This is a genomic window from Thalassotalea insulae (assembly GCF_030161395.1).
Taxonomy (GTDB): Bacteria; Pseudomonadota; Gammaproteobacteria; order Enterobacterales; family Alteromonadaceae; genus Thalassotalea_E; species Thalassotalea_E insulae.
In genome coordinates, this window is record NZ_BSST01000001.1 from 4,358,041 (window position 1) to 4,381,947 (window position 23,907).

The 23,907-nt window shown below is 39.0% G+C and carries 23 protein-coding genes and 3 tRNA genes; 10 read left to right on the plus strand and 16 right to left on the minus strand.

Going from position 1 to position 23,907, the window contains the following annotated elements; translation table 11 throughout:
- Positions 1-216: 216 nt before the first annotated feature.
- Together QQK06_RS19505 and QQK06_RS19510 are read left to right on the plus strand one after the other, a co-directional pair.
- Positions 217-1,920: a methyl-accepting chemotaxis protein gene (locus QQK06_RS19505; protein WP_284246516.1), complete on the plus strand. Its 1,704-nt coding sequence runs from the start codon at positions 217-219 to the stop codon at positions 1,918-1,920.
- Positions 1,921-2,096: 176 nt separating this feature from the next.
- A complete protein-coding gene (locus QQK06_RS19510) occupies positions 2,097-2,864 on the plus strand; it encodes a substrate-binding periplasmic protein (RefSeq protein ID WP_284246517.1) in 768 nt (255 codons plus the stop codon).
- A 61-nt stretch (positions 2,865-2,925) separates the two neighbouring features.
- Here QQK06_RS19510 and QQK06_RS19515 read toward each other — a convergent pair whose 3' ends face one another.
- Positions 2,926-3,798, minus strand: a complete 873-nt coding sequence (locus tag QQK06_RS19515; RefSeq protein WP_284246518.1) for an NAD(P)-dependent oxidoreductase — start codon at positions 3,796-3,798, stop codon at positions 2,926-2,928.
- A 135-nt stretch (positions 3,799-3,933) separates the two neighbouring features.
- On the opposite strand from QQK06_RS19515, the gene QQK06_RS19520 reads away from it, so the two are divergent.
- The gene (locus tag QQK06_RS19520; protein WP_284246519.1) at positions 3,934-4,416 is read left to right on the plus strand and encodes a glutathione peroxidase; all 483 of its coding nucleotides are present in this window, start codon (positions 3,934-3,936) and stop codon (positions 4,414-4,416) included.
- A gap of 65 nt (positions 4,417-4,481) precedes the next feature.
- On the opposite strand, the gene QQK06_RS19525 is transcribed toward QQK06_RS19520, so the two are convergent.
- Positions 4,482-5,033, minus strand: coding sequence for a hypothetical protein (locus QQK06_RS19525; RefSeq protein ID WP_284246520.1), 552 nt, complete (start codon positions 5,031-5,033; stop codon positions 4,482-4,484).
- A gap of 310 nt (positions 5,034-5,343) precedes the next feature.
- Between QQK06_RS19525 and QQK06_RS19530 the strand changes: the two genes are divergently transcribed.
- The 3 genes from QQK06_RS19530 (at position 5,344) to QQK06_RS19540 (ending at position 8,481) form a co-directional block, all read left to right on the plus strand.
- Entirely contained in the window at positions 5,344-6,762 is a 1,419-nt protein-coding gene (locus tag QQK06_RS19530; protein ID WP_284246521.1) for a sensor histidine kinase, read from the plus strand.
- Entirely contained in the window at positions 6,755-8,119 is a 1,365-nt protein-coding gene (locus tag QQK06_RS19535) for a sigma-54-dependent transcriptional regulator (RefSeq protein WP_284246522.1), read from the plus strand. The genes QQK06_RS19530 and QQK06_RS19535 overlap by 8 nt, the downstream gene beginning before the upstream one ends.
- A 140-nt stretch (positions 8,120-8,259) precedes the next feature.
- The gene (locus QQK06_RS19540) at positions 8,260-8,481 is read left to right on the plus strand and encodes a hypothetical protein (RefSeq protein WP_284246523.1); all 222 of its coding nucleotides are present in this window, start codon (positions 8,260-8,262) and stop codon (positions 8,479-8,481) included.
- A gap of 6 nt (positions 8,482-8,487) precedes the next feature.
- On the opposite strand, the gene uvrB is transcribed toward QQK06_RS19540, so the two are convergent.
- Entirely contained in the window at positions 8,488-10,494 is a 2,007-nt protein-coding gene (gene uvrB / locus QQK06_RS19545) for an excinuclease ABC subunit UvrB (RefSeq protein WP_284246524.1), read from the minus strand.
- Positions 10,494-11,867: an MATE family efflux transporter gene (locus QQK06_RS19550; protein WP_284246526.1), complete on the minus strand. Its 1,374-nt coding sequence runs from the start codon at positions 11,865-11,867 to the stop codon at positions 10,494-10,496. Before QQK06_RS19550 ends, uvrB begins: the two co-directional genes overlap by 1 nt.
- 567 nt (positions 11,868-12,434) lie before the next feature.
- Between QQK06_RS19550 and QQK06_RS19555 the strand changes: the two genes are divergently transcribed.
- The 3 genes from QQK06_RS19555 (at position 12,435) to QQK06_RS19565 (ending at position 12,844) form a co-directional block, all read left to right on the plus strand.
- Positions 12,435-12,510 (plus strand) — tRNA-Asn (locus QQK06_RS19555).
- Positions 12,511-12,579: 69 nt separating this feature from the next.
- A tRNA-Asn gene (locus tag QQK06_RS19560) sits at positions 12,580-12,655 on the plus strand.
- 101 nt (positions 12,656-12,756) lie between these two features.
- Positions 12,757-12,844 (plus strand) — tRNA-OTHER (locus QQK06_RS19565).
- A gap of 253 nt (positions 12,845-13,097) precedes the next feature.
- On the opposite strand, the gene QQK06_RS19570 is transcribed toward QQK06_RS19565, so the two are convergent.
- From QQK06_RS19570 to QQK06_RS19600, 7 genes are all read right to left on the minus strand, one after another.
- On the minus strand, positions 13,098-14,678 hold the full coding sequence (locus QQK06_RS19570) for a M28 family metallopeptidase (RefSeq protein WP_431313669.1): 1,581 nt from the start codon (positions 14,676-14,678) through the stop codon (positions 13,098-13,100).
- A gap of 131 nt (positions 14,679-14,809) precedes the next feature.
- Positions 14,810-15,304 (minus strand): GNAT family N-acetyltransferase, encoded by a 495-nt coding sequence (locus QQK06_RS19575; protein WP_284246528.1) that lies wholly within the window; start codon positions 15,302-15,304, stop codon positions 14,810-14,812.
- A gap of 370 nt (positions 15,305-15,674) precedes the next feature.
- Positions 15,675-16,181, minus strand: a complete 507-nt coding sequence (locus QQK06_RS19580; protein WP_284246529.1) for an ArsI/CadI family heavy metal resistance metalloenzyme — start codon at positions 16,179-16,181, stop codon at positions 15,675-15,677.
- Between the two features lie 96 nt (positions 16,182-16,277).
- Complete coding sequence (locus QQK06_RS19585; protein ID WP_284246530.1) at positions 16,278-16,847, minus strand: sigma-70 family RNA polymerase sigma factor; 570 nt, start codon at positions 16,845-16,847, stop codon at positions 16,278-16,280.
- Between the two features lie 150 nt (positions 16,848-16,997).
- Positions 16,998-18,071, minus strand: a complete 1,074-nt coding sequence (locus QQK06_RS19590; RefSeq protein WP_284246531.1) for a serine hydrolase domain-containing protein — start codon at positions 18,069-18,071, stop codon at positions 16,998-17,000.
- Between the two features lie 87 nt (positions 18,072-18,158).
- Positions 18,159-18,803, minus strand: coding sequence for a class I SAM-dependent methyltransferase (locus tag QQK06_RS19595; protein ID WP_284246532.1), 645 nt, complete (start codon positions 18,801-18,803; stop codon positions 18,159-18,161).
- A gap of 117 nt (positions 18,804-18,920) precedes the next feature.
- On the minus strand, positions 18,921-19,817 hold the full coding sequence (locus QQK06_RS19600) for a hypothetical protein (RefSeq protein WP_284246533.1): 897 nt from the start codon (positions 19,815-19,817) through the stop codon (positions 18,921-18,923).
- A gap of 351 nt (positions 19,818-20,168) precedes the next feature.
- Here QQK06_RS19600 and QQK06_RS19605 point away from each other — a divergent pair, with 351 nt between their 5' ends.
- A complete protein-coding gene (locus QQK06_RS19605; protein WP_284246534.1) occupies positions 20,169-21,122 on the plus strand; it encodes an IS110 family RNA-guided transposase in 954 nt (317 codons plus the stop codon).
- A 29-nt stretch (positions 21,123-21,151) separates the two neighbouring features.
- Here the strand turns inward: QQK06_RS19605 and QQK06_RS19610 are convergent, their stop codons facing one another.
- From QQK06_RS19610 to QQK06_RS19630, 5 genes are all read right to left on the minus strand, one after another.
- Positions 21,152-21,841, minus strand: coding sequence for a hypothetical protein (locus tag QQK06_RS19610; protein ID WP_284246535.1), 690 nt, complete (start codon positions 21,839-21,841; stop codon positions 21,152-21,154).
- A gap of 119 nt (positions 21,842-21,960) precedes the next feature.
- A complete protein-coding gene (locus QQK06_RS19615; RefSeq protein WP_284246536.1) occupies positions 21,961-22,317 on the minus strand; it encodes a hypothetical protein in 357 nt (118 codons plus the stop codon).
- A gap of 109 nt (positions 22,318-22,426) precedes the next feature.
- The gene (locus tag QQK06_RS19620; RefSeq protein ID WP_284246537.1) at positions 22,427-22,792 is read right to left on the minus strand and encodes a hypothetical protein; all 366 of its coding nucleotides are present in this window, start codon (positions 22,790-22,792) and stop codon (positions 22,427-22,429) included.
- A 115-nt stretch (positions 22,793-22,907) separates the two neighbouring features.
- On the minus strand, positions 22,908-23,225 hold the full coding sequence (locus tag QQK06_RS19625; protein WP_284246538.1) for a hypothetical protein: 318 nt from the start codon (positions 23,223-23,225) through the stop codon (positions 22,908-22,910).
- 110 nt (positions 23,226-23,335) lie between these two features.
- Positions 23,336-23,907, minus strand: a 572-nt coding sequence (locus QQK06_RS19630; protein ID WP_284246539.1) for an ion channel, incomplete at its 5' end; no start/stop codon positions are given.

Consider the following 23,907-nt stretch of genomic DNA (forward strand, 5'->3'; position numbering starts at 1 on the left):
AGCTCTGTAAAGTTTTAAGCACAATAAATTATGTGGAGAAGTTTGGACAATACATAATTAAGCAAGATAAAAATAAATTGAACAATTGCCCCCATAAGCAAACCTTATTATTAGCCACAAAAATAGCTAAACTTAATAACAGATAAATAACAACCATTTAAAATTTTTGAACTACACTTTGCTTTATAGAAAGAACATTAGTCAAAGGCAAAAGCAATGACGGGTAACTTTTTTAAAAAGCTAAGTACACGGCTGTTTTCTCCTCTTGTTGTTATTCTGATATTAGTATTAGTTGTTTTGAGTACATATGTGCCTAAGGTCACCAAAGACAATGCCATAGATACTGCCATTGCCTCAGCCGAAAGCACGGTTAAGCAATATAAATTAATACGGGGTTATTACACCAAGAACATCATCAAAAAAATTGTCAACGGTAATGAGTTTAAACCCCATTACAACCATAAAGAAAATGCCAACCAAATACCATTACCCGCCACTTTTATTCATGATATTAGTAACGAATACTCACAAAAAGGCATTATTTCGTTAAAACTCTATAGTCCTTACCCTTTCCCAAACAGAGCATCGAGAAAACTCGATAGTTTTGGTCAAAAAGCCTGGACTGCATTAAATAACAACGCCAAGCAAATCTTTACGACGGTAGAAACTATTAACGGCAAAGAAACCGTTAGAGTCGCATTGGCCGATACTATGGTGGCACAAGGCTGTGTTAATTGTCACAATTCCCATCCTGACACCCCAAAAACAGGCTGGAAACTCAATGATGTGCGCGGTGTATTAGAAGTTCAAGTGCCGATAGATAAACAACTGGCCAATGCCACTAGTTTGAATAATCAAATTGCCACTATCATTATTCTTGTACTGGTAGCAACCGTCGGTTTGCTGTTCTTTATGTTTAGAAAACTTATTTCAAATCGCTTACGTGATGTACACGGTGCTTTAGTCGATATTGCCGATGGTGATGGCGATTTAAGTCAACGGCTTAACGACCAACCTAATGATGAGATTGGCGTTATCGCCACCGCATTCAACCAATTTATGATGCAGCTCTCCAAAACCTTAGGACGCATAAACCAGCAAGTCGATCAGCTGGCAGAAAACACCAAGGCCATGGAGTCTATCTCAGTACAAACCCAGCAAGATGTAGCCCAGCAATACCAGGCAACAGAAATAATGAGTGACTCAGTCACTCAAATGAATCACTCAACAGAAGAAATGTCAGGAATTGCTAAACTAACAGCCGAAAGCTCACAAGAAACCCAACAAAATGCCAGTAAAGGACGTAGTACCGTTGAACAAAACTTGAACTCAGTAAAAGAGTTTTCAACATTAATGCAAGATGCGGCAAAAGTTGTCAATCAATTAGAGCTCGACAGCCAAAACATTGGCGGCGTATTAGACGTGATCCGTGGCATCGCTGAACAAACCAACTTACTGGCATTAAACGCCGCAATAGAAGCTGCTCGCGCCGGAGAACAAGGTCGTGGCTTTGCTGTGGTTGCTGATGAAGTCAGAACATTGGCCAGTCGTACCCAAGAGTCGACTGAAGAAATCAATTCCATGATTGAGCAATTGCAACAAGGCGCGAAAAACGCAGTTCACACTATCGAGCTAGGCAATAAAAACATTGAATTAAGCCACCAAACAGCGGTTGAAACCACTGAAATGATAGACATAGTAACGAATGCTATCAGCGGCATTCAGCAGCAAAATACGCAATTGGCGCAAGCAGCACAAACGCAAACAGATGTAACTCAAGATATGTCGAATAATATTGACGATATTCGTGATGTCTCGCAACAAACCAATACTCGAACAGAGGAGTTATTAGCACTAGCATCAGAAATTAATAATTCGGTCAATAAAATTAACAAGCAGCTGCAAAAATTTGTCCATTAGCATCGACTAAAAGCCAAATCATTGTCGCATCATTACTTTATTCGAAGCTTTCCCGACACCTTTTATAGACGATATTTTAACCAATAATTGCTATAAAAGGTCGCATAACACAACCACTCCAAGTATAATGCGCCGCCAGAAATTATGGCGGTTATTTATTGAGGTTAGTTTTTATCATGCGAGCTAAGTTGTGCGCTTTTTTACTGTTATTTTCTATTACTTCGTTGGCAAATGAACCCGATTATATTGTCCGGATGGGAACAGAAATTGAGTGGGCTCCCTATCACTTAAGCACGGATAAAGGTTCTGATGGCCTGTCAGTCAGAGCATTTGCCTGTATTATGGCGCGCATCAATCAACCCTTTACTATCAGTAAACTTCCATGGAAACGCGCTCAGGTAATGACTAAAACCGGAGAGTTAGATGGCTTTTTCTCAGCTTCACATAGCAAGCAACGAGATCAATACGCCGTACAAAGCAAAGTGTTTTTGCCTCAACGACGCAGCTTATACTTACTTAAAAGTCAGCTCAACCAACCAGTAAACACCTACACTGCCGATTATGTCAAACAACATTTAACCACTGGCGCTAGACAGGGTTCAAATGCGCTAAACAGTCTACGCAAACATGGTTTTCAAATAAATATCACCACGCGAGACACCGCAGCGCTATTAAAGGTATTACTTCATCACAGAATTGACGCTATATTGGAAAATGGATTAGTCTTTCTCCAAACCATAGAACAATCAGGCCATACACAGGAAGAATTCCTTGAAATACCACTGGAAGAGCACCCAATGGGGGCTTATTTCAGCAAAGCCTTCTTAGCTAAGCACCCAACTTTTTTGCAAGATTTCAATCAACAAGTTAACGCCTGCACGTTATTACAGCAGGAACAAAATTTTGCCTCAGTTAATATTTCTAGCAAAAAGAATGAGCATTAAAATGTGTCAAATATTGGTGTTTTCTAATGCTCTGCATGCTTTTTCTACTATAAATATAAGGTTAGTCTGATTTATCAAGTCGGGCGATTAAACTAGAAGTATCCCAGCGGTTACCGCCCATCTGTTGTACTTCCTGATAATAGCCATCTAACTGTTTAGTAATAGTTAGATCAGCACCAATTTTTTTTGCTTCATCAAATGCCATTCCAAGATCTTTTCTCACCCAATCTACGGCAAAGCCAAAATCAAATGAGCGCTGACACATGGTTTTTCCACGATTGTCCATTTGCCACGAACCGGCAGCACCTTTAGAAATAGTCTCAATGAGTTTATCAGTATCTAACCCCGCTTTTTGCGCAAAATTCAAGCCTTCTGCCAACCCTTGTACAGTGTTAACAAAACAAATTTGATTGACCATTTTTGCTAACTGGCCAGCTCCTGCCCCCCCCATTAACTGACTAAAACGTGCATAAGCCTCCATCACGGGCGCAACCTGTTCAAATACCGCCAGCTCACCACCACACATAATAGTTAACACACCATTTTCTGCGCCAGCCTGTCCGCCTGAGACGGGTGCATCTATAAAATCAACATTTTGCCCCTTCGCTACTTCGGCAAGTTCTCGCGCCAGTTCAGCCGACGCCGTTGTATGATCCACTAAAATCCCATTGCCAGCTAAACCGGCTAAAATACCATTATCACCTAACGTGACTTCTCTGACATCTTCATCATTACCAACACAACAAAACACAATATCACAGCCCTGAGCAGCTTCCTTTGGTGTGGCTGCCATTTGCCCAGAAAATTCTTTCACCCACCGCTTAGCTTTATCCTCAGTGCGATTGTAAACACAAACCTGATAACCGGCGTTTTTTAAATGTCCGGCCATAGGATATCCCATCACCCCGAGTCCAATAAATGCAACTTTTTTCATGTTACTTCCTGTCAATTTAAACTGAATCTAGTGTACAAAACCGATAAATAAAGCTCTAGCATTTACTTTACATATCTTATAGCTTTACCTATGCTGACACTCAACAGCTCCGACCAGAAAAGTGATAACAACAATATGACTGATTCTATTTATGATTTTGACGTACTCAATAACCGCAAAGAAGCCATTAATCTAGCCCAATATAAAAACAAAGTCGTATTGATAGTTAACACAGCCAGTGCCTGTGGTTTCACTCCGCAATATGCTGGTTTAGAGCAGCTTTATAAAAAGTACCAACATCAAGGCTTAGTGGTAGTGGCATTTCCCTGTAACCAGTTTGGTCAGCAGGAAAAAGGCAATAACGAAGAGATCAAGCAATTTTGCGATCTTAATTTCAAGATCAGTTTTCCGTTAATGGATAAAATAGATGTCAATGGTGATAGCACCGCCCCGCTCTATCAATATTTAAAATCAGAAGCAAAAGGCATCTTAGGCACAAAAAACATCAAATGGAATTTCACCAAATTTCTGATTAATCGTAACGGCCAGGTAGTTAAACGCTACGGGCCAACGGTAAAACCGGAAAAACTAACCAAAGATATTGAGCACCTCTTATAAAATTGGCAATGCCACTGACGATTAAGTAAGTGGCATGATGTGGTTTATATTAGCCTAAATAGTTCTCAACGTTTGGCATCTAAAGCTTGTTGAATTTTATCCAAGTCTTCCGCACTAAACTTGCCATGCTTCAATAACCGGATCACACTGTCTGCTGATAGTTTATCGTGATGATTCATTCTTACCACTTTATGTTCACCTTTAGTATGCTTGAACGTTTTCATCACTTTTTGTTCGATATTACTACCTGGCTCACCATGGAGCTTAACCATCACCACATGGTCACCATCATTGCCAATATCAAAGTCAAAATCTAAGTTGCTATTATCAAAATTTGTTAATAAAAGAGTTAACTTCTCACCTAGCTCTTGTGGCAACTCTTTTAGCGCCTCAGCCAGCTTGCCTTCGTCCTGTAAAACGTCATGTGAAAATTGAAAATTTCTCGTATCACCATCAGCATTAACAAACACTTGTACCTGCTCGCTATCACTCGCTTTAACTTTAATCTCATGAACAATACTTTCTGTGCCTGCGGCAACCGCAAGCGCTGACATACTACTAACTGCGCCAACAACAGAAAAACCAAGTGCTAATACTGTTTTATTTAAAAGTTTCATCGTTATTCCTTATTTAGTTACTATTGAAACACTAAACAGCATATTGCGATTACTATACCAACAGATATTTTCTTATAAATAACAATCGATTAATTAAAAACAATGATTCATAAATAGCACTTATTTCCTGATATCAGTACTTAAATTTCCCGATATCAGGAAACACTGAAATCCATATTGCACTAACAATAAAATATTTCAGCTAACATTTTGTTTTAACTACTATAAATATTTTAAGTAACTTGGCATTATACTTGTTACTGTAATTTGCAATCGGCTAAACAATTCCCACCACTAAAAAGAAAACACTATGTCATTAAGAAATTACTTATTTATCCTCATTGGTTGTTTGATTTGTTTTATCACTATTATCCAGCTAGTTATTATCAACTGGATCGAAAACAATCTCGCAAGCGAAGTTGATCAAAAAGCACGATTATACAGCAAGCAAGTTATTGAATTAGCAGTTGAAAAACTTACGGAAAACGAAGCAGCAATATTCCCCCCGTCCATTGAAAAAAATAACACTCAACCAGCAACTAAAGTAAAAATTATTACCCTTGACGGTGAAACCGAAAAAAACCTGCAACATTTGCCTAATTCACATTCAGAAACGATATTGACGCAGCACTTAAATAAAGTGAAATTAAAAAAAGAATTTAATGTTCTGATAGAGCAGCTCCATCAAGAAACGGTAAAACAAGTTAAAAACGATAATCAACAGACGATTGTAGTTAAACCACCCCGAGTGTTCAGTCATACCAAAGTTAAACCTTATAGCTCAACTAAGAGCGATAAACTGTTTCAATACATTGAACTGACTCTGGTCATTGTCGGTATTTTAGGGCTCATTTTTGCGTATTGGCTCAGTATTCAATTTAATAAACCGTTAAAGACACTCAGCCATGCTTTTCATCGGCTAGCAAAAGGCGATTATCAGTATCAGGTCAAAGAACAAGGGGTAAAAGAAATACGCCAAACCATACAACAATTTAATCAAATGGTGACACGTCTTAAACAATTAAGTGAAACAGAGCAGCAACATCAAGAGATCCAGCATTTAGCAGAACTTGGCGAAGTCAGTCGAGGGCTGGCACACGCACTACGCAACCCAATTCACACCATAGGACTTTCTATAGAACAGTTAAATGATGAACAATTAAGCGATCAGCAAAAACGCCAACTCATCACCACCATTCAACATAAAATAGCGAATGTTGATAAAAGCATTAAAGCTTTATTAACCTTAACTACTATGGGCATTTGCCGCAACGAGCGGATCCCGTTATTAGCGGTAATACAGGATATAATTCTGGAATATAAATCAAGCGGTAATAAGGTGATTAACTTTACTCTTGAGATCAATACGGATATTAAGATCGTTGGCGCAGAATCTGAAGTTCGCAGTATCATTCACACCTTAATTTACAATGCCTGCGAAGCTAGTGCACCAGAAACGACAGTCATGATTCAAGCCTCGGAAAATGAGCAGCAACAAACAACTCTGATCATTAAAGATCAAGGTTCAGGACTTGCCCCTCATATAAAGTCACAGTTATTTCAACCGCATGTATCGAGTAAATCTGAAGGTGCCGGTATGGGGCTTTATATTGCACAACGCCTGATCACTTTGCATTATCATGGCTCAATCACCCTAAGTAACATTGTTGAACAGCAACAAGTTATCGGCTGTCAGGCAACCGTAGTTTTTGGAGCAAACAATGAGTGAAAATAAACTCAATCAGATTTTAGTGGTGGAAGATGATGCCGAGCAGCGTCAATTAATCTGTGACATTCTCAGCGCCAGTCAGTTTTACGTTAAGAGTGCGGATTGTGTTGAACAAGCAATAGTATTAGCCAAAACGCATCACTTTGATGTCATTTTTTCAGACTGGAAACTCGGCGAACTTTCCGGTCTAGAACTGCTAAACTATATTCGCAAAAATTACCCGGATACTGGCTTTGTTATTGCTACCGCCTACGGCACTATTAACCATGCAGTAGAAGCCCTGCAACTTGGTGCCGACGATTACCTGCCTAAACCGTTTAAGCGTCAGGAACTACTACTCACCATAGATAAGGCGCTAAAAGCCAAAACCCTCAGAAGAGAGAATAAAGCATTAAGCGCTCAGCTTAGCGAACAAAAAAAACTGGTTGGGTTAGTCGGAAAAACGCCTTCCATGCAGGCGGTTTATCAACGAATCGAGAAAATATCTACGACTAATGCCACCGTCTTGATCCTGGGCGAAAGTGGCACAGGTAAAGAACTGGCAGCCCGAGCATTGCACGAAAACTCCCCTCGTCATCAGCAACCATTTATCGCAATCAACTGTGGCGCAATTGCCGCGTCGATTGCAGAAGCAGAGCTCTTTGGCGCAGAAAAAGGCGCCTATACCGGTGCTAACTCCACCAAAATCGGCCGCTTTGAAGCTGCTAACAAAGGGACTATTTTTCTTGATGAAATCGGCGAGCTTTCCCCTTCACTACAAGCACATTTATTGCGCTTTTTACAAGAAGGTACCATCACGCGCCTCGGCAGCAATCAAGAAACGTCATTAGATGTCAGAGTGATAGCAGCCACTCACAGAAACCTGGAGCAAGACGTTAAACAGGGAAAATTTAGGGAAGACTTATTTTATCGACTCAATGTTGTGCCAATAAAAATGCCGCCGTTAAGAGAACGACAGCAGGATATCGCACTACTAGCCGATCATTTTATTCAGTTACATGCTCGGCAACATAATTGCCAACCACCCCAATTAAATGCCGACCTTTATCGCCAATTATTTGAATACCATTGGCCCGGCAATGTCAGAGAGTTATCCAATCGCATCGAACGATTTGTATTGCTTCAGGATCAGAAAGAACTCACCGACAGCTTCCATCAGTCGGTCGATATCGACCAGGAACTACCCGACTTTAAACTCCCGGCTAAAAGCTTTAATTGGGAAAATTTTGAACGACATTGTCTGTCGCAAGCACTAAAAATGCATCAAGGTAACCGTACAAAGGCGGCAAAATACTTAAAAATGTCATATAAAGCATTTTTATACCGTTTAGAAAAGTATGAAATAACAAACAATTAACTTTTAATAGAATAGTTATTTTTCGTAGATATTTTTTAAGATTATTTTTGTATAAAAAATACATTCCACTGTTCTAGACTTAAAAGGCTAAGGTAGCATTGACGCGGCCTTAGCTTAGGTAAAATGTGAGGACGTTGTTTATGAGTGCTATTTGGAAGAACCATGCTAATCGTATAGCTGAATTTTTAAATAATAACAATGAAACACAGGCACACCTGTATTTAGAACAGCTAATGCTGTTCCCTGTCGATGTTCAAGATAAAATCATTGAGGACATCAGTCAATTAACCCACTGCAGTAGTGATGCAATATCAAACATCATCAGCCGTTATACTATGTTCGAACGACATCACTTACATTGAGGAGTATCACGCCAACAGTTGTTGTTGGCGTAGCTTCGCTATCTGATCTCTTAGCGCTGCGGCTTGTTCAAATTCAAGGTTTTGAGCATGATCTAGCATTGTTTTTTCAAGTACTTTTACCTGTTGATCAATCTGCTCAACCGTCATCACCTGATATTCTGCGTCTGATTCTGCCGCTCGCTGTTTGCTTTTTATCAGTGCTTGTTCAGGCGTATCACCCACATCCATAACGTCAGCAATCTTACGTTTCACCCCTATCGGAGTAATATTATTTTCTAGGTTATAACTATGTTGTTTTTCTCGACGCCTATCGGTTTCATCAATCGCTTTACGCATTGAACCGGTAATACGATCGCCATATAAAATCGCTTTACCATTAATATTACGTGCCGCCCGGCCAATGGTTTGGATCAGTGAACGCTCAGAGCGTAAAAATCCCTCTTTATCAGCATCTAAAATTGCCACTAACGACACTTCAGGCATGTCCAACCCTTCCCTGAGCAAGTTAATACCAATTAATACATCAAAATGCCCTAAACGAAAATCCCGTATGATCTCTACTCGCTCAACAGTATCAACATCTGAATGCAAATACCGGGTTTTAACATCATGTTCATCTAGGTAATCGGTAAGATCTTCCGCCATACGTTTGGTCAGTGTCGTGGCTAACACCCGATCACCTACTGCAACCCGTAAGCGAATTTCTGAAAGTAAATCATCCACCTGAGTATCGACAGGCCGTACTTCCACCACAGGATCTAACAACCCGGTTGGTCTGACAACTTGCTCAGCCACTTCACCCGAAGATTTTTCCAACTCATAATTACTCGGCGTGGCTGAAACATAAATAGTTTGCGGCGCTAACGATTCAAACTCTTCAAATTTCATCGGCCTGTTATCTAATGCCGATGGCAGGCGGAAACCATATTCCACTAAGTTTTCTTTCCGCGATCGGTCACCTTTATACATCGCACCTATTTGCGGCACAGTGACATGCGATTCATCGATGATCAGCAAGCCATCATCCGGCAAATAATCAAACAAGGTTGGCGGTGCTTCCCCTGCGGCTCTGCCTGATAAATATCGCGAGTAGTTTTCAATCCCCGAGCAGTAGCCTAGCTCAGTCATCATTTCAATATCAAACTGTGTCCGCTGCACTATGCGCTGCTCTTCCACTAACTTGTTATTATCTTTTAGCCTTTGTGCGCGATCTTTTAATTCAATCTTAATATTTTCTACAGCTGCAAGAATTTTATCACGTGGCGTAGCATAATGGGTTTTGGGATAAATAGTTACTCGTGCCAATTTACGCTCAACTTCTCCAGTTAACGGATCAAACTGGCTAATTCGCTCAATTTCTTCATCAAACAACTCAACCCGAATCGCTAACCGATCAGATTCCGCCGGAAAAATATCGATGACATCGCCCCTGACACGATAGGTAGCACGTTGAAACGCAACATCGTTACGGGTGTATTGTAATTCCGCCAAACGCCGTAAAATATCCCGCTGGTTAATGATATCGCCCTGACTGATATGCAACATCATTTTAAGGTAAGAATCTGGATCGCCAAGGCCGTATATTGCAGAGACCGAAGCAACAATAATAACATCACGACGCTCTAATAGCGCCTTAGTTGCCGACAGGCGCATTTGTTCGATATGTTCATTAATCGACGCGTCTTTCTCTATAAAAGTGTCTGTGGTTGGCACATAGGCTTCTGGCTGATAATAATCATAATATGAAACAAAGTACTCAACCGCATTATTAGGAAAAAACTCTTTCATTTCGCCATAGAGCTGCGCCGCTAGCGTTTTATTTGGCGCCAACATCATAGTGGGACGATTAAGCTGAGCGATCACATTAGCGACAGTAAAAGTTTTACCCGAGCCTGTTACGCCAAGCAAAGTTTGGTGTGCTAATCCTGATTCTATACCTTCTAATAACTGAGATATCGCCGCAGGCTGATCGCCATTTGGCGTGTAATCTGAAACGAGTTCCATTGATTTCATTAAGAGACTGCCTTTGCTTCAATTACGCTTTGTTCAAATTGCTTAGAGAAAAAATAATAAGAAATCGCTGCCATCACTAGGTTACCTAATAATGCACCGATGAAAAAGCCTTCTAGCTGATATAACCGACTACCGATATACGCCAACGGCACGTAACAGATAAATAATCGAACAATGCTAAGCATTAACGCCACCATAGGTTTATGTAAGGCATTAAACGAAGAGTTAGTTAAAATAATAATGCCCTGTAACCCATAACCTAACGGTAATATCCAAATAAACAATTTAATAATATCAGCTACCGACTGCTCTTTAGAAAACGCATCCGCAATCCAAGGCGCTAATAACACTAGCACTACATAAATAAGTACCTGCCATAGCAAGACGAACTTAATCGAGGTTTTATAACCTTCTTCGACCCGCTGCATATTGCCAGCACCAAAATTCTGACTGATAAATGGTGGCAACGTCATCGACATTGCTAACACCACTAAACAAGCAATGGACTCGATACGTGAACCAACACCAAATGCCGCTACTGCCGAGTCACCATAAGTAGCAACGATTGCCGTTAATACTGCAGCAGCAATTGGCGTTAGCATATTAGCCCCTGCTGCAGGTAAGCCAATGTGCAGAATCGCTTTACTCGATTGGGCAAATGTTTTGATAAACACTAACGAGGTATGTATTAAATGCCGCTTATAACCTATGGTATAAAGCACAAAAGTAGAGCCTACTAACCAAGAAATTAACGTGGCTATCGCCGCGCCCTGTATTCCCATCGCCGGCACAGGTCCTAAACCAAAAATAAATAGTGGATCTAAAATCGCATTAATCACACCGCCTACGCCCATAATAATACTGGGGGTTTTAGTGTCACCACTTGCTCTAAGAATTGAATTACCGATCATCGGGCCGATCAAAAAGACACTACCAACAAACCAAACATCCATATAATCCCGGATCAAAGACAATAACTCTTCTCGCGCTCCGAGCAAGGTAAAAATTTCATCACTAAAAATAAAACCAATATAAGAAACAATACCAACGACTGTTGCCGCCAATATTAACGCTGACGTTGCAGAGCATTTGGCAAATTTATCGTCTTTTTTTCCAAGTGATTTAGCAATTACCGCGGAAGTCCCAATGCCTAAACCAATAGTTAAACTGATCACAGTAAAGGTTATAGGAAAGGTAAAACTAATCGCCGCCAGTGGTTGAGTCCCTAATAAACCGACAAAAAACGTATCAACCAAATTAAACGTCATCAACAAAATCATGCCGTAAATCATTGGAATGGTCATTTGTTTTAATGTTTGCCCGACAGGATCGGTTAATAAATCAATTTGATGTTTATTGGTGTTTTGGGTCATTAAGATACTTGCTTATATAAGAATCACGACAAAGTGACATATTGTAAAAGATACTAATTAGAGGCGCTATGTAAATATTTAATTTCGTTGTAACTGGATATTTTCCTTATTTTTCTCTTGCTTATTTTTATCTACACTATTACCCCCACCATAGTAATACACAGTAATTTAGCATTAATGCGTCATTGACTAAAAATCACACGTTAACACTACAAATACATCAATAATACGCTATTCATTTGTTTTTATTGGTATTTTAAGCATGCTATTTTTACTTTAATCATTGGCCTATGCTCTGCTATCCCTTATTGTTACGTTTTACCCTAGTTTCACTCACACAGTTATCCACAACTTTAGTGGATAACTGTTAAAAAAAATATAGATACCAAGAGCTTGAGTAAAGATTCAACATTTTGCGATGTAATTTGCAACACCCTGAGTGGAAATTAGGCAAACAGTCAATAAAATTATTTTTTTCTTATTTTTGTGTTGACAGCTCGCCAAGCTGCCATTAATATTCCGCCCCGTTAACGAGTTGCTAGCAAATAAACGTTAGTACCAAGTTATTCCCCAATAGCTCAGTTGGTAGAGCGACGGACTGTTAATCCGTGTGTCACTGGTTCAAGCCCAGTTTGGGGAGCCAAATTACAAGCGATGGTTTGAAATAACGGTCGTAATGCTTCGCTGATAAACAGAAGCTAAAAAAGTTTATTCCCCAATAGCTCAGTTGGTAGAGCGACGGACTGTTAATCCGTGTGTCACTGGTTCAAGCCCAGTTTGGGGAGCCAACATAAAAACCCGCTATTTATAGCGGGTTTTTGCTTTTCTAAACCAAGATAATTTTAACGCATAACCTCTACTATGAATATAGGTTTATCATTCCCCTAATTCCCCAATAACTCAATTGGTAGAGCGACGGACTGTACTCTTGTAAAAATAAGCGTGTGTCACTGGTTCAAGCCCAGTTTGGGGAGCCAACATAAAAACCCGCTATTTATAGCGGGTTTTTGCTTTTCTAAACCAAGATAATTTTAACGCATAACCTCTACCATGAATATAGGTTTATCATTCCCCCTAATTTCCCAATATCTTAATTGGTAGAGCGACAGACTGTACTCTTGTAAAAATAAGCGTGTGTCACTGGTTCAAGCCCAGTTTGGTGCTAAAACAAAAACGCCAACTCATTGTTGGCGTTTTACATATTTACTGTCATTGAGTTTGATTTAAAACTTAATTCATCATTTGATCTCTCAGCGCTCTGAATTCAGCGCCTTTATTCCAATTAGGCCAGATATTCTCATTTGCTAACAAATAGCCGGTTTCAAAAAACAACTGTAGTTCCTGAACCAAGCTATCCCAACCCCACTGCTCTTGGTAAACGTCACAGGTCTGGTGATAACACTTAGCAACTTGCTCAGACACACTTTTGCCTATCTTTTGCTGCTCTTCATTAAGCCATTTTGAGCCACCACCAGCACTTAATGCAGGGACGCCTTTTTTCGCCAACGAAAAATGATCTGAACGATAATAATAGCCACGTTCAGGAGTTTGCTCAGGAGTTAATGTACGGTGCTGACGTTTAGCCGCTTTTGCCAGATAATCTTCAAGCTCTGACTTACCATAGCCAACCACAGTGACATCTTTTTTCATGCCGGTAATATCTAAGCTGTCCATATTGACTAAACCAACAATTTTATTCAGCGGCATCGTAGGATGATTAGCAAAATAAATAGAGCCTAAGCGCCCTTGTTCTTCAGCTGTGACTGCAACAAAAGTAATAGAACGTTTGGGTGCTTGTTTTAACTGACGATAAGCGTTGGCAATATGCATCAAACCTGCAGTACCTGTCGCATTATCATGGGCGCCGTTGTAAACCTCCGTTTTACCATCAACAACCGTTGTACCTAAATGATCCCAGTGCGCCATATAAAGTACATGCTCATCTGGTGATTCACTGCCTTCTAGAGTGGCTAATACATTGTTAGAGACTGACTGCTTAATTTCATTGCTAATCGTCACATTTGCAGTTAGTGACAACGGTACAGCGCTAAAATCTTTAGCTAATGCTGCTTGCTTAAGTTTCGTGAAATTTTTCCCTGCTTTGCTAAATAGCTCGTTTGCTTTTTCCACGCTGATCCACAATTCAACGTCTAGGCTCGCTTCGTTGACTTCGCTGGCAGGTAGGTGATATTGCGCGCCGGTCCAGCTACTTTCAATGACATTCCAGCCATAACTGGCAGGCTTAGTTTCATGAACAATAATTGCGCCAGCCGCTCCTTGACGCGCAGCCTCTTCATATTTATATGTCCAGCGACCATAATAAGTCATGGTATTACCATCAAATAAGCTGGGATCTTGCGTTGAAAAGCCAGGATCATTGACTAAAACGACTACTGTTTTACCTTTAACATCAACGCCTTTATAGTCATTCCAGCCATATTCAGGCGCATTAATACCATAACCCACAAAGACTAATTCTGAATCTTTTAACGCCGTCTGTTTAACGGTTTTTCTTGAGCTGGCGACATAATTTTTAGGAAAACTAAAATCAATATCCGCAATGGTTAAATTCCCCGTCGGCGTACTATTAATACTGACCATAGGAACCGACTGGGTATAGCTATTACCATTACCAGGTTTTAGCCCTAACGACTTAAAGCGTTTAATTAACATGTCAGTTGTTAGTTTGCCACCTTTACCCGATGGCTCACGCCCTTCAAATTCATCTGATGCCAAACGCTTAATATCAGATTTCACTGCATCGATATCAAATGAATGATAAGCCTTATTAAAATCAGCTTGGCCTGCCATAGCACTACTGGCTAAAAGCAAACAGGTGAGCGCGACAACCCCTTTATTTAATTGTTTCAATGGAAACCTCCCCTATTAACACTGCGAGTGTTAGTAAATATTTTTATAATGAAAACCAGAAACTACAGACATTACTCAGATGTTAGTTGTTTTTGCCAATAACCGGTATCGAGCCACTGGCCAAACTTGTAACCTACACGTTCAAACTTAGCCACTTGATGCAGGCCAAACTTTTCATGTAACGCAATACTGGCATCGTTAGGTAAAGTAATACCACCAATGACAGTTTTAATCGACATATTATTTAATTGTTCAAATAACGCTTGGTATAAATTTGTACCTATTCCTTTCCCCTGATGATCAGGCGATAAATAAACAGATACTTCACAGGCAAACCGATATGCTGTACGTTCGCGCCATTTGGTCGAATAAGCATAACCCACAAGTTGCTGATTAACTTCTTTTACCAGCCAAAGATGACCAGACGCTTGAACTTTTGCTATTCGCTGAATTATCTCATCAGCTGTGACTTTTTCTTCTTCAAAAGTGACCACTGTGTGTTCAATATAATAATTATAAATATCAGCAATTGCCTGAGCATCTGACCGGGATGCATTTCGTATCATTTATTTATCTCCTAAACGACTTATACTAATTTAACCATGATTTAATCAACTCAAAGCGATGTTAGCGGTGTGAGAAAATCATTAATCATGCAGGGATTAAACATAGCACTATGAAATTACTACTGTACTTGCCAAAACCTCAAAGATAACACAGACGTTATACCCACTTTAAGTGAATTAATTAGCTGCTGTGTAAGAAAAAGTAAAAGTAATCATAATAAACGCATTAGTTCTCTGTATCTGAGATTATTTATCTATAGAAGATTATTAAACATTCACATCACTTAAAAAACATAGCAATATCGGCTGCTGCCAAACCACAATGTCACAATACATTGACTTTGGCAGTCAGCCAGATGTGCCTTATACTTTATTCACAGCATGCAGGCGCATCATTTTCATTAGGCACACAACATACTGATGCCGTCTTATCACTGCTTTGACTAATATTTAACGGGATGCAACAACTGGAAGGTTCACCTTCTGTAACAGCATTAGCTCCGTCACTAAAAGTCGAGATTTCTCCCAATGAGTGAAATGACTCCCAAGCTATTTCTTGTGGATCTAATGCCCAATGTTTATTCGAATGAGCATAGCAACACGAAGCGCCCTGCTGTTTAGAGTACGCAATTTCCGCATCATCAAGTCGTTGAGCAATTTCTGCTAGTTCTTCTTCTGAATCAACCTGCATACCTAAATGATTGATGCCAATCGTATCTCCGCGTGTCGATATAGCAAAATTCACAGCCGGGTCACTCAACTGCCATTTTGCATAATCGTTACGTTCAACAGTGGGTGATGTGCCAAAAATTGTTGAATAAAAACCGATACTAGTTGATAACTCATTGACAGCAATATGTATGTGGATACGTTTCATTAATGTTCTCCTGATTTAATTACATGGTGTCATCGCAAAAAAGTTGCGTGCACCATTTAAAGACGGAGACCTTAACGAAAGGATGCAAATATTTTTCTATTTGTCACAATCACGACAAGCGTGAGTCCCTTTTTGCTCATACCCCATAATATTACCAGCGCCATCACGATAGAAATTACAACAAGCAATCATACTTTTTTGTAACTTCTCTCTGCCTCTCAAGATTCGTGATTTAACCGCAGATAAAGTCAAATTAAGCTCAGTGGCAACTTCCTTATATTTTTTTCCTTCAATTTCAGAAAGAATTAACGGTCGTTGATAGCTTTCAGGTAAGACATTAATCATAGGCAGCATACAAACGGCTAATTGCTCAATAACATTAACATCTTCATTTGCTGAAACGAGCTCATCCGGTAACTGTTCAAACTTACCTTTCACTCGATAGTAATCAACAATTTTGTTTCTAGTGACCCGATATAACCATGATGCAATATTATCAGGGGCATCATTAACATCAGTAGTTTTAATCAGTGCCGAAAAAACATCATTTAATATATCTTCAGCATCTTCTAAAACACCAACTTTAGTACGAATAAAAGCAAGCAACCCTCGATGATAGTCTTGCCACGCCTTTTCAATAGTTAATGTTGTTTGGTTAATATTCACATAACTCTCGAATCAATTTACAACCCTTCTACATAACCTGCTATATAGAACTTACCAAATATTCTGACTATTTTCATACCTGATAGTATGCTGACCGTACCGATTTAAGTCACATAAAACCAAATAATCAACCCGCTGATCTGTACCAAGCTAACTTACGTTGCTAAATGCAGGAAGCAAGTATTTGTACATTATTTCAAATACTTGCTTTTGTTTGACTATATTGCCATAGTTACTCCCGGTAAAAACAATGACTGCATCTAGACTTGGAACTACAAAGACGAATTGCCCACCATTTCCCCAAGTATGACTGGCTGGAATAGTTTTATTATCAATTTCAAACACAGTGCGATGCCATTGATAGCCATATCGCGCCTTTAATGGAGTATGCCCCTTGATTAAATCAGTCCAGGACCAATGTGTATCAACTATACCATTTAAAATAGAATCAATGTGCCTACTAGAAACAATTTGCTTTCCTTGCCACTGACCTTTATTGAGCATTAGTAAGCCAAACTTTGCTAACCCCTTTGGTTTAAAACGAGCGTTTCCCTGAGCGTAAAGGAACCCGTCAGGACTTTGATATGTTCGGTAGTCATCAATTGCCAAAGGTTGATACAAATACTTATTAGCAAAATGATCAATATTGGAGTACTTCGCTCGTTCTAAAGCAGCAGAAATTACAACACCAAGTAAAAATGAATTAGCATTACAATATTTCCATTCAATACCAGGTTCTGTAGACATTGTTATTGAAAGGCTATATTTCAGAGGATTGGCCCCGTTATCTACGCCTTCTTCATGATACGGCCCTGTGCCTGGCATCTCCGAGCAATCTAATCCCGACGTCATATTAAGTAAGTCTTTAACTTTTATCTTAGCTTTTCGAGAGTCAACATGTTCCAAGGTCAAAAATCGTGAAATCAAAGGTAAAACGAACTCATTGGGATCTAAGATGTTTTTGTCAAATGCAATAGCTGCCAATAATCCTGTAATACTTTTAAATGTCGACTTAGTTTGATGAAGTTGCTCCTCGTCAAAACTATTAAAATAATGCTCACTAACAAGATTATTGTTTTCATATATCAATATGCTATCGATGCCTTTATATAGACCATTGTTCACATCGGATACAGCTTGATGAATAAAGCTTGTTTCAATAGCTAACGAAGGCAATGACCATATAAATGCTATTACTGAAATGAATAATAACTTAACTTTCAATGTATTTTCCTTTTTTCAGTTAAACTGACTCATCCTAAAGAAAACATTTAACGCCGTCATCACGTGCTTGAAGCGTGAATGGCATTGTTAGGCTTTACTTATGATAATGTTAATGACTTTGTTCACTTGGTCACCTGTGTTACTCCGCCCACTTTCCTCGTGCTGATAAGTATCTATTATTTGAAAGCCGGAAGAGCGCAGTAGCGTACAGGCTTCTGCCTCATCATAGAGATTAAAACCATACGGCACAAACGGAAGCTCCTTCATAAAGGAACGGTCTCCGAAGGCAATACAAAATAGGCTACTCGGTTTCATTACCCGCCGAACCTCCGCTAGGTGGTCGCCTGGGTTTTCCCAAAAGTATAGGGTGTGAACTGCCAACACTTTATTGAATGAACTTGCTTCAAAGGGAAGCTGCTCAGAGCTGCCCTGTTGAAATTGCGCACGTCCCTGTTCTACCAGGCGCTTGTTGAGGCGTTTAGCCTCGGCTACCATCTCAGCAGACCAATCAAGTCCCATATAGGAAATATTATTGGCCATATCAATAATATCGGCGACAAATGCCCCATTACCCGGGCCAATTTCCAATAATGAATCTGAAGCCCTTAGTTGCAGAAGCTCAATACACTTATGATTTAGGGCGCGGTTTGCCTCATTCATCCTTTGTGCAACTTCAGATGCTTCCGCACCATTGGGGCAGCGCAACTGGGATGCAAGTATATGTGATTCCATATGACTCCTTTGAGTGGCCTAACGCCCTAATAACAGGCGATAAGATTGTTAGCTAAAATTAGCGGCGAAGGAGAAAAACCAATTGTTTTTTCTCCTTGTTCACCGCTTTTTAAGCATTTATGATGCAGAGTTATTTTGTATCGGTGTTAAAGCAATAGCCTTATTTAAAAAATCAATTTCTACGATAAAGCTTTTAAAAAAATCACTTCCCAAAATACCATCCATTTTAAAGCGTTCATCGATAGGAAACAGAAGAATATTAGCATCAAAACTGTGTCCAAATACTTTTAACGTGGAGTCAAATATTTTGCATTCAATATCTGGCCCTAAATCATAATCACATACCTTAACATCTTCGTTAGGGCTAACTTTATTAGCAACAAAAATTGAGCTAGATGCCCCACTATCTAAGATCATTTGATAACTTGCGATGGAAGAGTTAACCCCAATACTGATTCCTTCTTTGGTGAGTTTAAATGCATTAGAAAGGTGACTTACATTCGACGATGAGTCTTTTTTATCTGCGCTATTAATAAGCAAAGTTTTATCAAAATAATTGATAGTAATACTTTTACCTTTAAAGAAATCTAACCCAATGACAATTTGTTCAGCGCCATTATCAACATTGCCTTCGCCAATCGATGCAGCCCAAGGAGCTAACTCTAGACCTTTAATATTAGAAAAAATTGCGCAACTTATTTTGAATGATGAAATTAAAAATTCTTTAGACTCAAAGACTTCACCTTTTATATTTGAGCTTTTAACTGAATTTCCCGTATATTTTAGCCCAGATATATTTTTTATCTCATTTACGGGTAAGTGAATGCCATCTGATGAACCAAGATCTAATAAAACATTATGCTTCACATCATTAATACTTAACTCAATTATTGGTAAACCTTGAGGATCAAATGTAATTGGAATTGATAATTCCTGACAGTTTTGTGTTTTAGCAAACAAATTGTTTGAAAAGGTGACGGTGATTATAAATATAAAAAAGGCTCTACTAAGCATATATGCTCCTTGCTTGGGTTATTGAATACCTAACGCCCCATTAATGGGCTTTTATACGGTTGACTAAAATAACGAACGCAGTGAGAGAAGCCAACCGTTAAAAATCCCGCACTGCAATGGCTTGTATGGATAATAACAGCCAAATCTTATTATTCTTTTTAATCCTTTTCGGGTAATGTGAGGCCCAAGCTTTGGCTGCAACCAAAGCCTTTTATATGGTAGTTCGATGATTGGCAGGCTCCTCTATTGAGAGACCGATAACAAGTACGAACGCCATATAAAACTCCAAGCACTAAACTCGGATAGTCAACTGGGCCTCGAGCCCGAATAGCAAGGCAGAGTCAGCTTATTATGAATAACAAAAATAATCAAAACGAAATAAATGTTGGTGTTGATACTGGCAAATCACAACTCGATATTTACATACGCCCGTTAGATATTTATTTCACCGTGACTAACGACGAAATAGGTATTAAAAAGGCGATTAAGGAAATCAAAAAATATAAACCAACACGCATCACTATTGAAGCAACTGGACGTCTTGAGCAAGACTTTATTATGGCTTGCGCAAAAGCTAATTTGCCTTTTGTTGTAGCCAACCCTGCACATATCAAAAAATTTGCAGGTGCCATAGGGCAGCATGCAAAAACAGACAAATTAGATGCACAACTTATTGCATATTACGGTGAAGCGATAAAGCCCAAACTTTCAATGCTAAAGCCCGCTACCATGCAATTGATGAGCGACTTACTTTCTCGTCGTAGACAGTTAATAGGTTTACAAACCATGGAAAAGAACCGTCTAAAAATCATGCCAAAAACAATCAGCAGTATGATTAATCCCATTTTAACTGCCATTAAAAATCAGCTCGATAAGCTAGACCAAAAACTACTTAAACTAATGGAAAGCTGTGATGATTATAAAACTAAAAACATGATAATCCAGAGCATGCCTGGTGTTGGTAATGTCGTCGCTTTCAACTTACTAAGCGATATGCCTGAGCTCGGTTATCTAACAAATAAACAAGCATCGTCATTGATTGGTGTTGCGCCATTTAATAAAGAAAGTGGTATCTATCGTGGCACAAGACAGATACGAGGAGGACGTCCCAAAATTCGAACGGCAATGTACATGGCGATGATGTCCGCAATCCAATGTAACTCAGTTTTTAAAGGTACTTACGAACGGTTATTAGCGGCAGGAAAAACCAAAAAAACAGCATTAATTGCCTGTGTAAGAAAGATGATTGTGATCTTAAATTCAATGGTAAGAGATGGTGTCATGTGGGATCCTAAAATGAGTTGAGAATTAGGAATTGACACCATAGTCACTTGTTATGTCTCAAAATTAGCTTTAGCTTGGACAATTATTTGTTTACGAAGCCATACCAGTTCATCCAAATCAAGAATACTCCTAGCTTTACGAACTATTGATTCTACTGCCATATCTGGATGCGGCTTTTTATCTTTAGATAGATTCAATATTTTTAAATAATCTTCATGCACTTGGGATATTCGTTTTTGTCTTTCTTGATCATAGCGTTCGTCGCTAATTGTACTGTCAATAAAACCTTTAGATGCCCCTAGTTCTCTTAACGCTTGCTCAAAAGGAAACAATAAATCACTAATATCATCTGTAATCCATGCAGCATATTCAAGCTTTAGTGAATATAGACCGTTCGCAAAATGTACGGCCTCTTTAATTGGCCCCTCTCTGAAAAGTTTATTTGAAATTTCGTACACTTCTGCCAAGTATTTTTCACAAAACTCTACATGTTTATCAAAGACCTTGTTAGCCATGTGTGATGTCGCACCAAGTCCAAATATTTGCTGCTGGCTTTGAATCTTGAGGTTACGTTCATAAGCGGCTTCATCTCTCATGAGTTGGTAAAGAACACCAAGCAAACCTAGTATGCCCGGTGAAGCTATAATTCCTTTCATTACTTCAGTAGTAGGCAAGAAAAATGCGGCTAAAAATGCAGCTAATGATACACCTACAAGTATTGATATTGTTTTAAATTTCACACCGAACCATCCTTGAGACATAACGCCCTGTTAAGGGGCTGATAATGTTTGGCTAAAATGTGTAGCGAAGCGAAACCGAGCCAAACGTTAGCAGTCCCGCCTTGAACAGCTTGTTATTGCTACCCTTTAACCAAATAGCTATAAGTTCTGTTTTTTAATAGCTTAAAGCTTGGATCCAAACCGTTTGATAAATCGGGAGTAAATCCTTCATGTGGAATGAATAAACCACTTTCACTTACAAATGACTCATCCAATGTAATATAGATTCCCGTTTCATCAACTCGAACATAATAAGGCTTTAACTGAGATAAAGGCAACGGTAATTGTTCAAGTTTAATTATTGAGTTACGAGGATACGAATTGAGTAACTTTATAGCTGAATTTTCAATTAATACTACATCAAAATCTTCCGACGAATGATGCTTAACACAACCAGATAAAACAAAAATAATGAGCAACAGTTGAAATATACGCACGACTATCCTTGGTAGCTATAACGCCTCATTAAGAGGCTAAAAACAGTTGGTTAAAATAAGCGACGAAGGAGCAAAAACCAACTGTTTTTTGTCCTGCTTTAATGACTTGTTAGAGCTCGATGAACACTTCATCATCGATTTTACCCTCTGGTCGGTATATTGCAAAATTACCAGTTAAATTAACTATTAACCAGCCACCTTCCCATGGAGCTTTACCGTAAAGCTCAGCTATACGAGTTTCGTTTTCGCTTGAAACACCATTTGAACAATATAGAAAACCTAACTCATTTGATGAGTTAATATCAATCGAGTTTCTGAAATAAGACTTATCTAGATATTTAATAAACTCATGATCCAGAGTACGTGCGAATTTCACATGATTTTTAGAATTAGAAAGAAAGCCAGAAACACGTTCTCGCTTAGATTTTAATATAGCTTTATCTATAAATTTGCGTAATCCATCGCTGATTATCACGATATTCCCTTAAGAGCTCTAACGCCCCATTCAGGGGCTGATAATAGCTTGCTAAAATTGTGAAGCGAAGCGGAACCGAGCAAGCTGTTAGCAGTCCCGTTACTGTAATGGCTTGTTAGCTCTTCTCTTTAAGAAGCCTTTTAACTTCAGCTATTTGTTTAGTACAACTATCGTTAGCTTTTCTATACAATTTGAGATATTTATCCTCAACGTTTTTTATTGAGCCTTCATCATGTCCTATATTTTTGTACACACTTGTTAATAAAGCAGTTGCTAATACTGGGTTTGATTTTCCACTTTCTAATTCTTTTGTAGCTATTTCATTTAAGCAATCACCTAAATTAGTCAAAGCTATTTCGATATCGCTTTGAGCAAAACTAACTCCAGATAATGGTATATATAATAATGCACATAGTTTCCAAATTTTCATCATACTTCCTTGAAGTGCTAACGCCCTGTTAAGGGGCTGATTAATGTTTGGCTAAAATGTGAAGCGAAGCGGAACCGAGCCAAACGTTAGCAGTCCCGCGCTTAAACAGCTTGTTAGGAGTCAGTTTCACCTTGCTCACGTTCTTGCTTTAACCTAGCCTTATGCTCTCTGACTTCTTTGCGGTTTGTTGCCATATTATTGATATAACCTGAGGCTAGTGTAATCAATACACCCAAACTCACATAACCCAATATGGCTTGTATTGAAGTTATATGCCTAATTCTTTCTACAGGAGAGAAATCACCGTAACCTAATGTAGTCCATGTTGTAACACTAAAATAAATAGAAGTTAGAAAGCTAACATCTATTTGTTCGCCGTTTTGAACAAGCCCGCAACGCCAATAAATAACGGCAAATATTGTAATAATGACAGCTAAAATTAAACTATAAATTTTTAATGCTTGATGATGCCAGCCTGAACTTTCACCAATAATTGTAGCTACAACATAAAAAGAAAAGTAATACCCAATAATAATAAAAATAACAGTCAATTCAGGCCATCCAAAAAAACTAATTATTAATGCCACTAAAAAAGATAAGAATGTATATGCACGATTAAGAGCATCGAATGTGGCCATAATGACTCCTAACGCCCACATTAAGGGGCTTTTTATTAGTTTGCTAC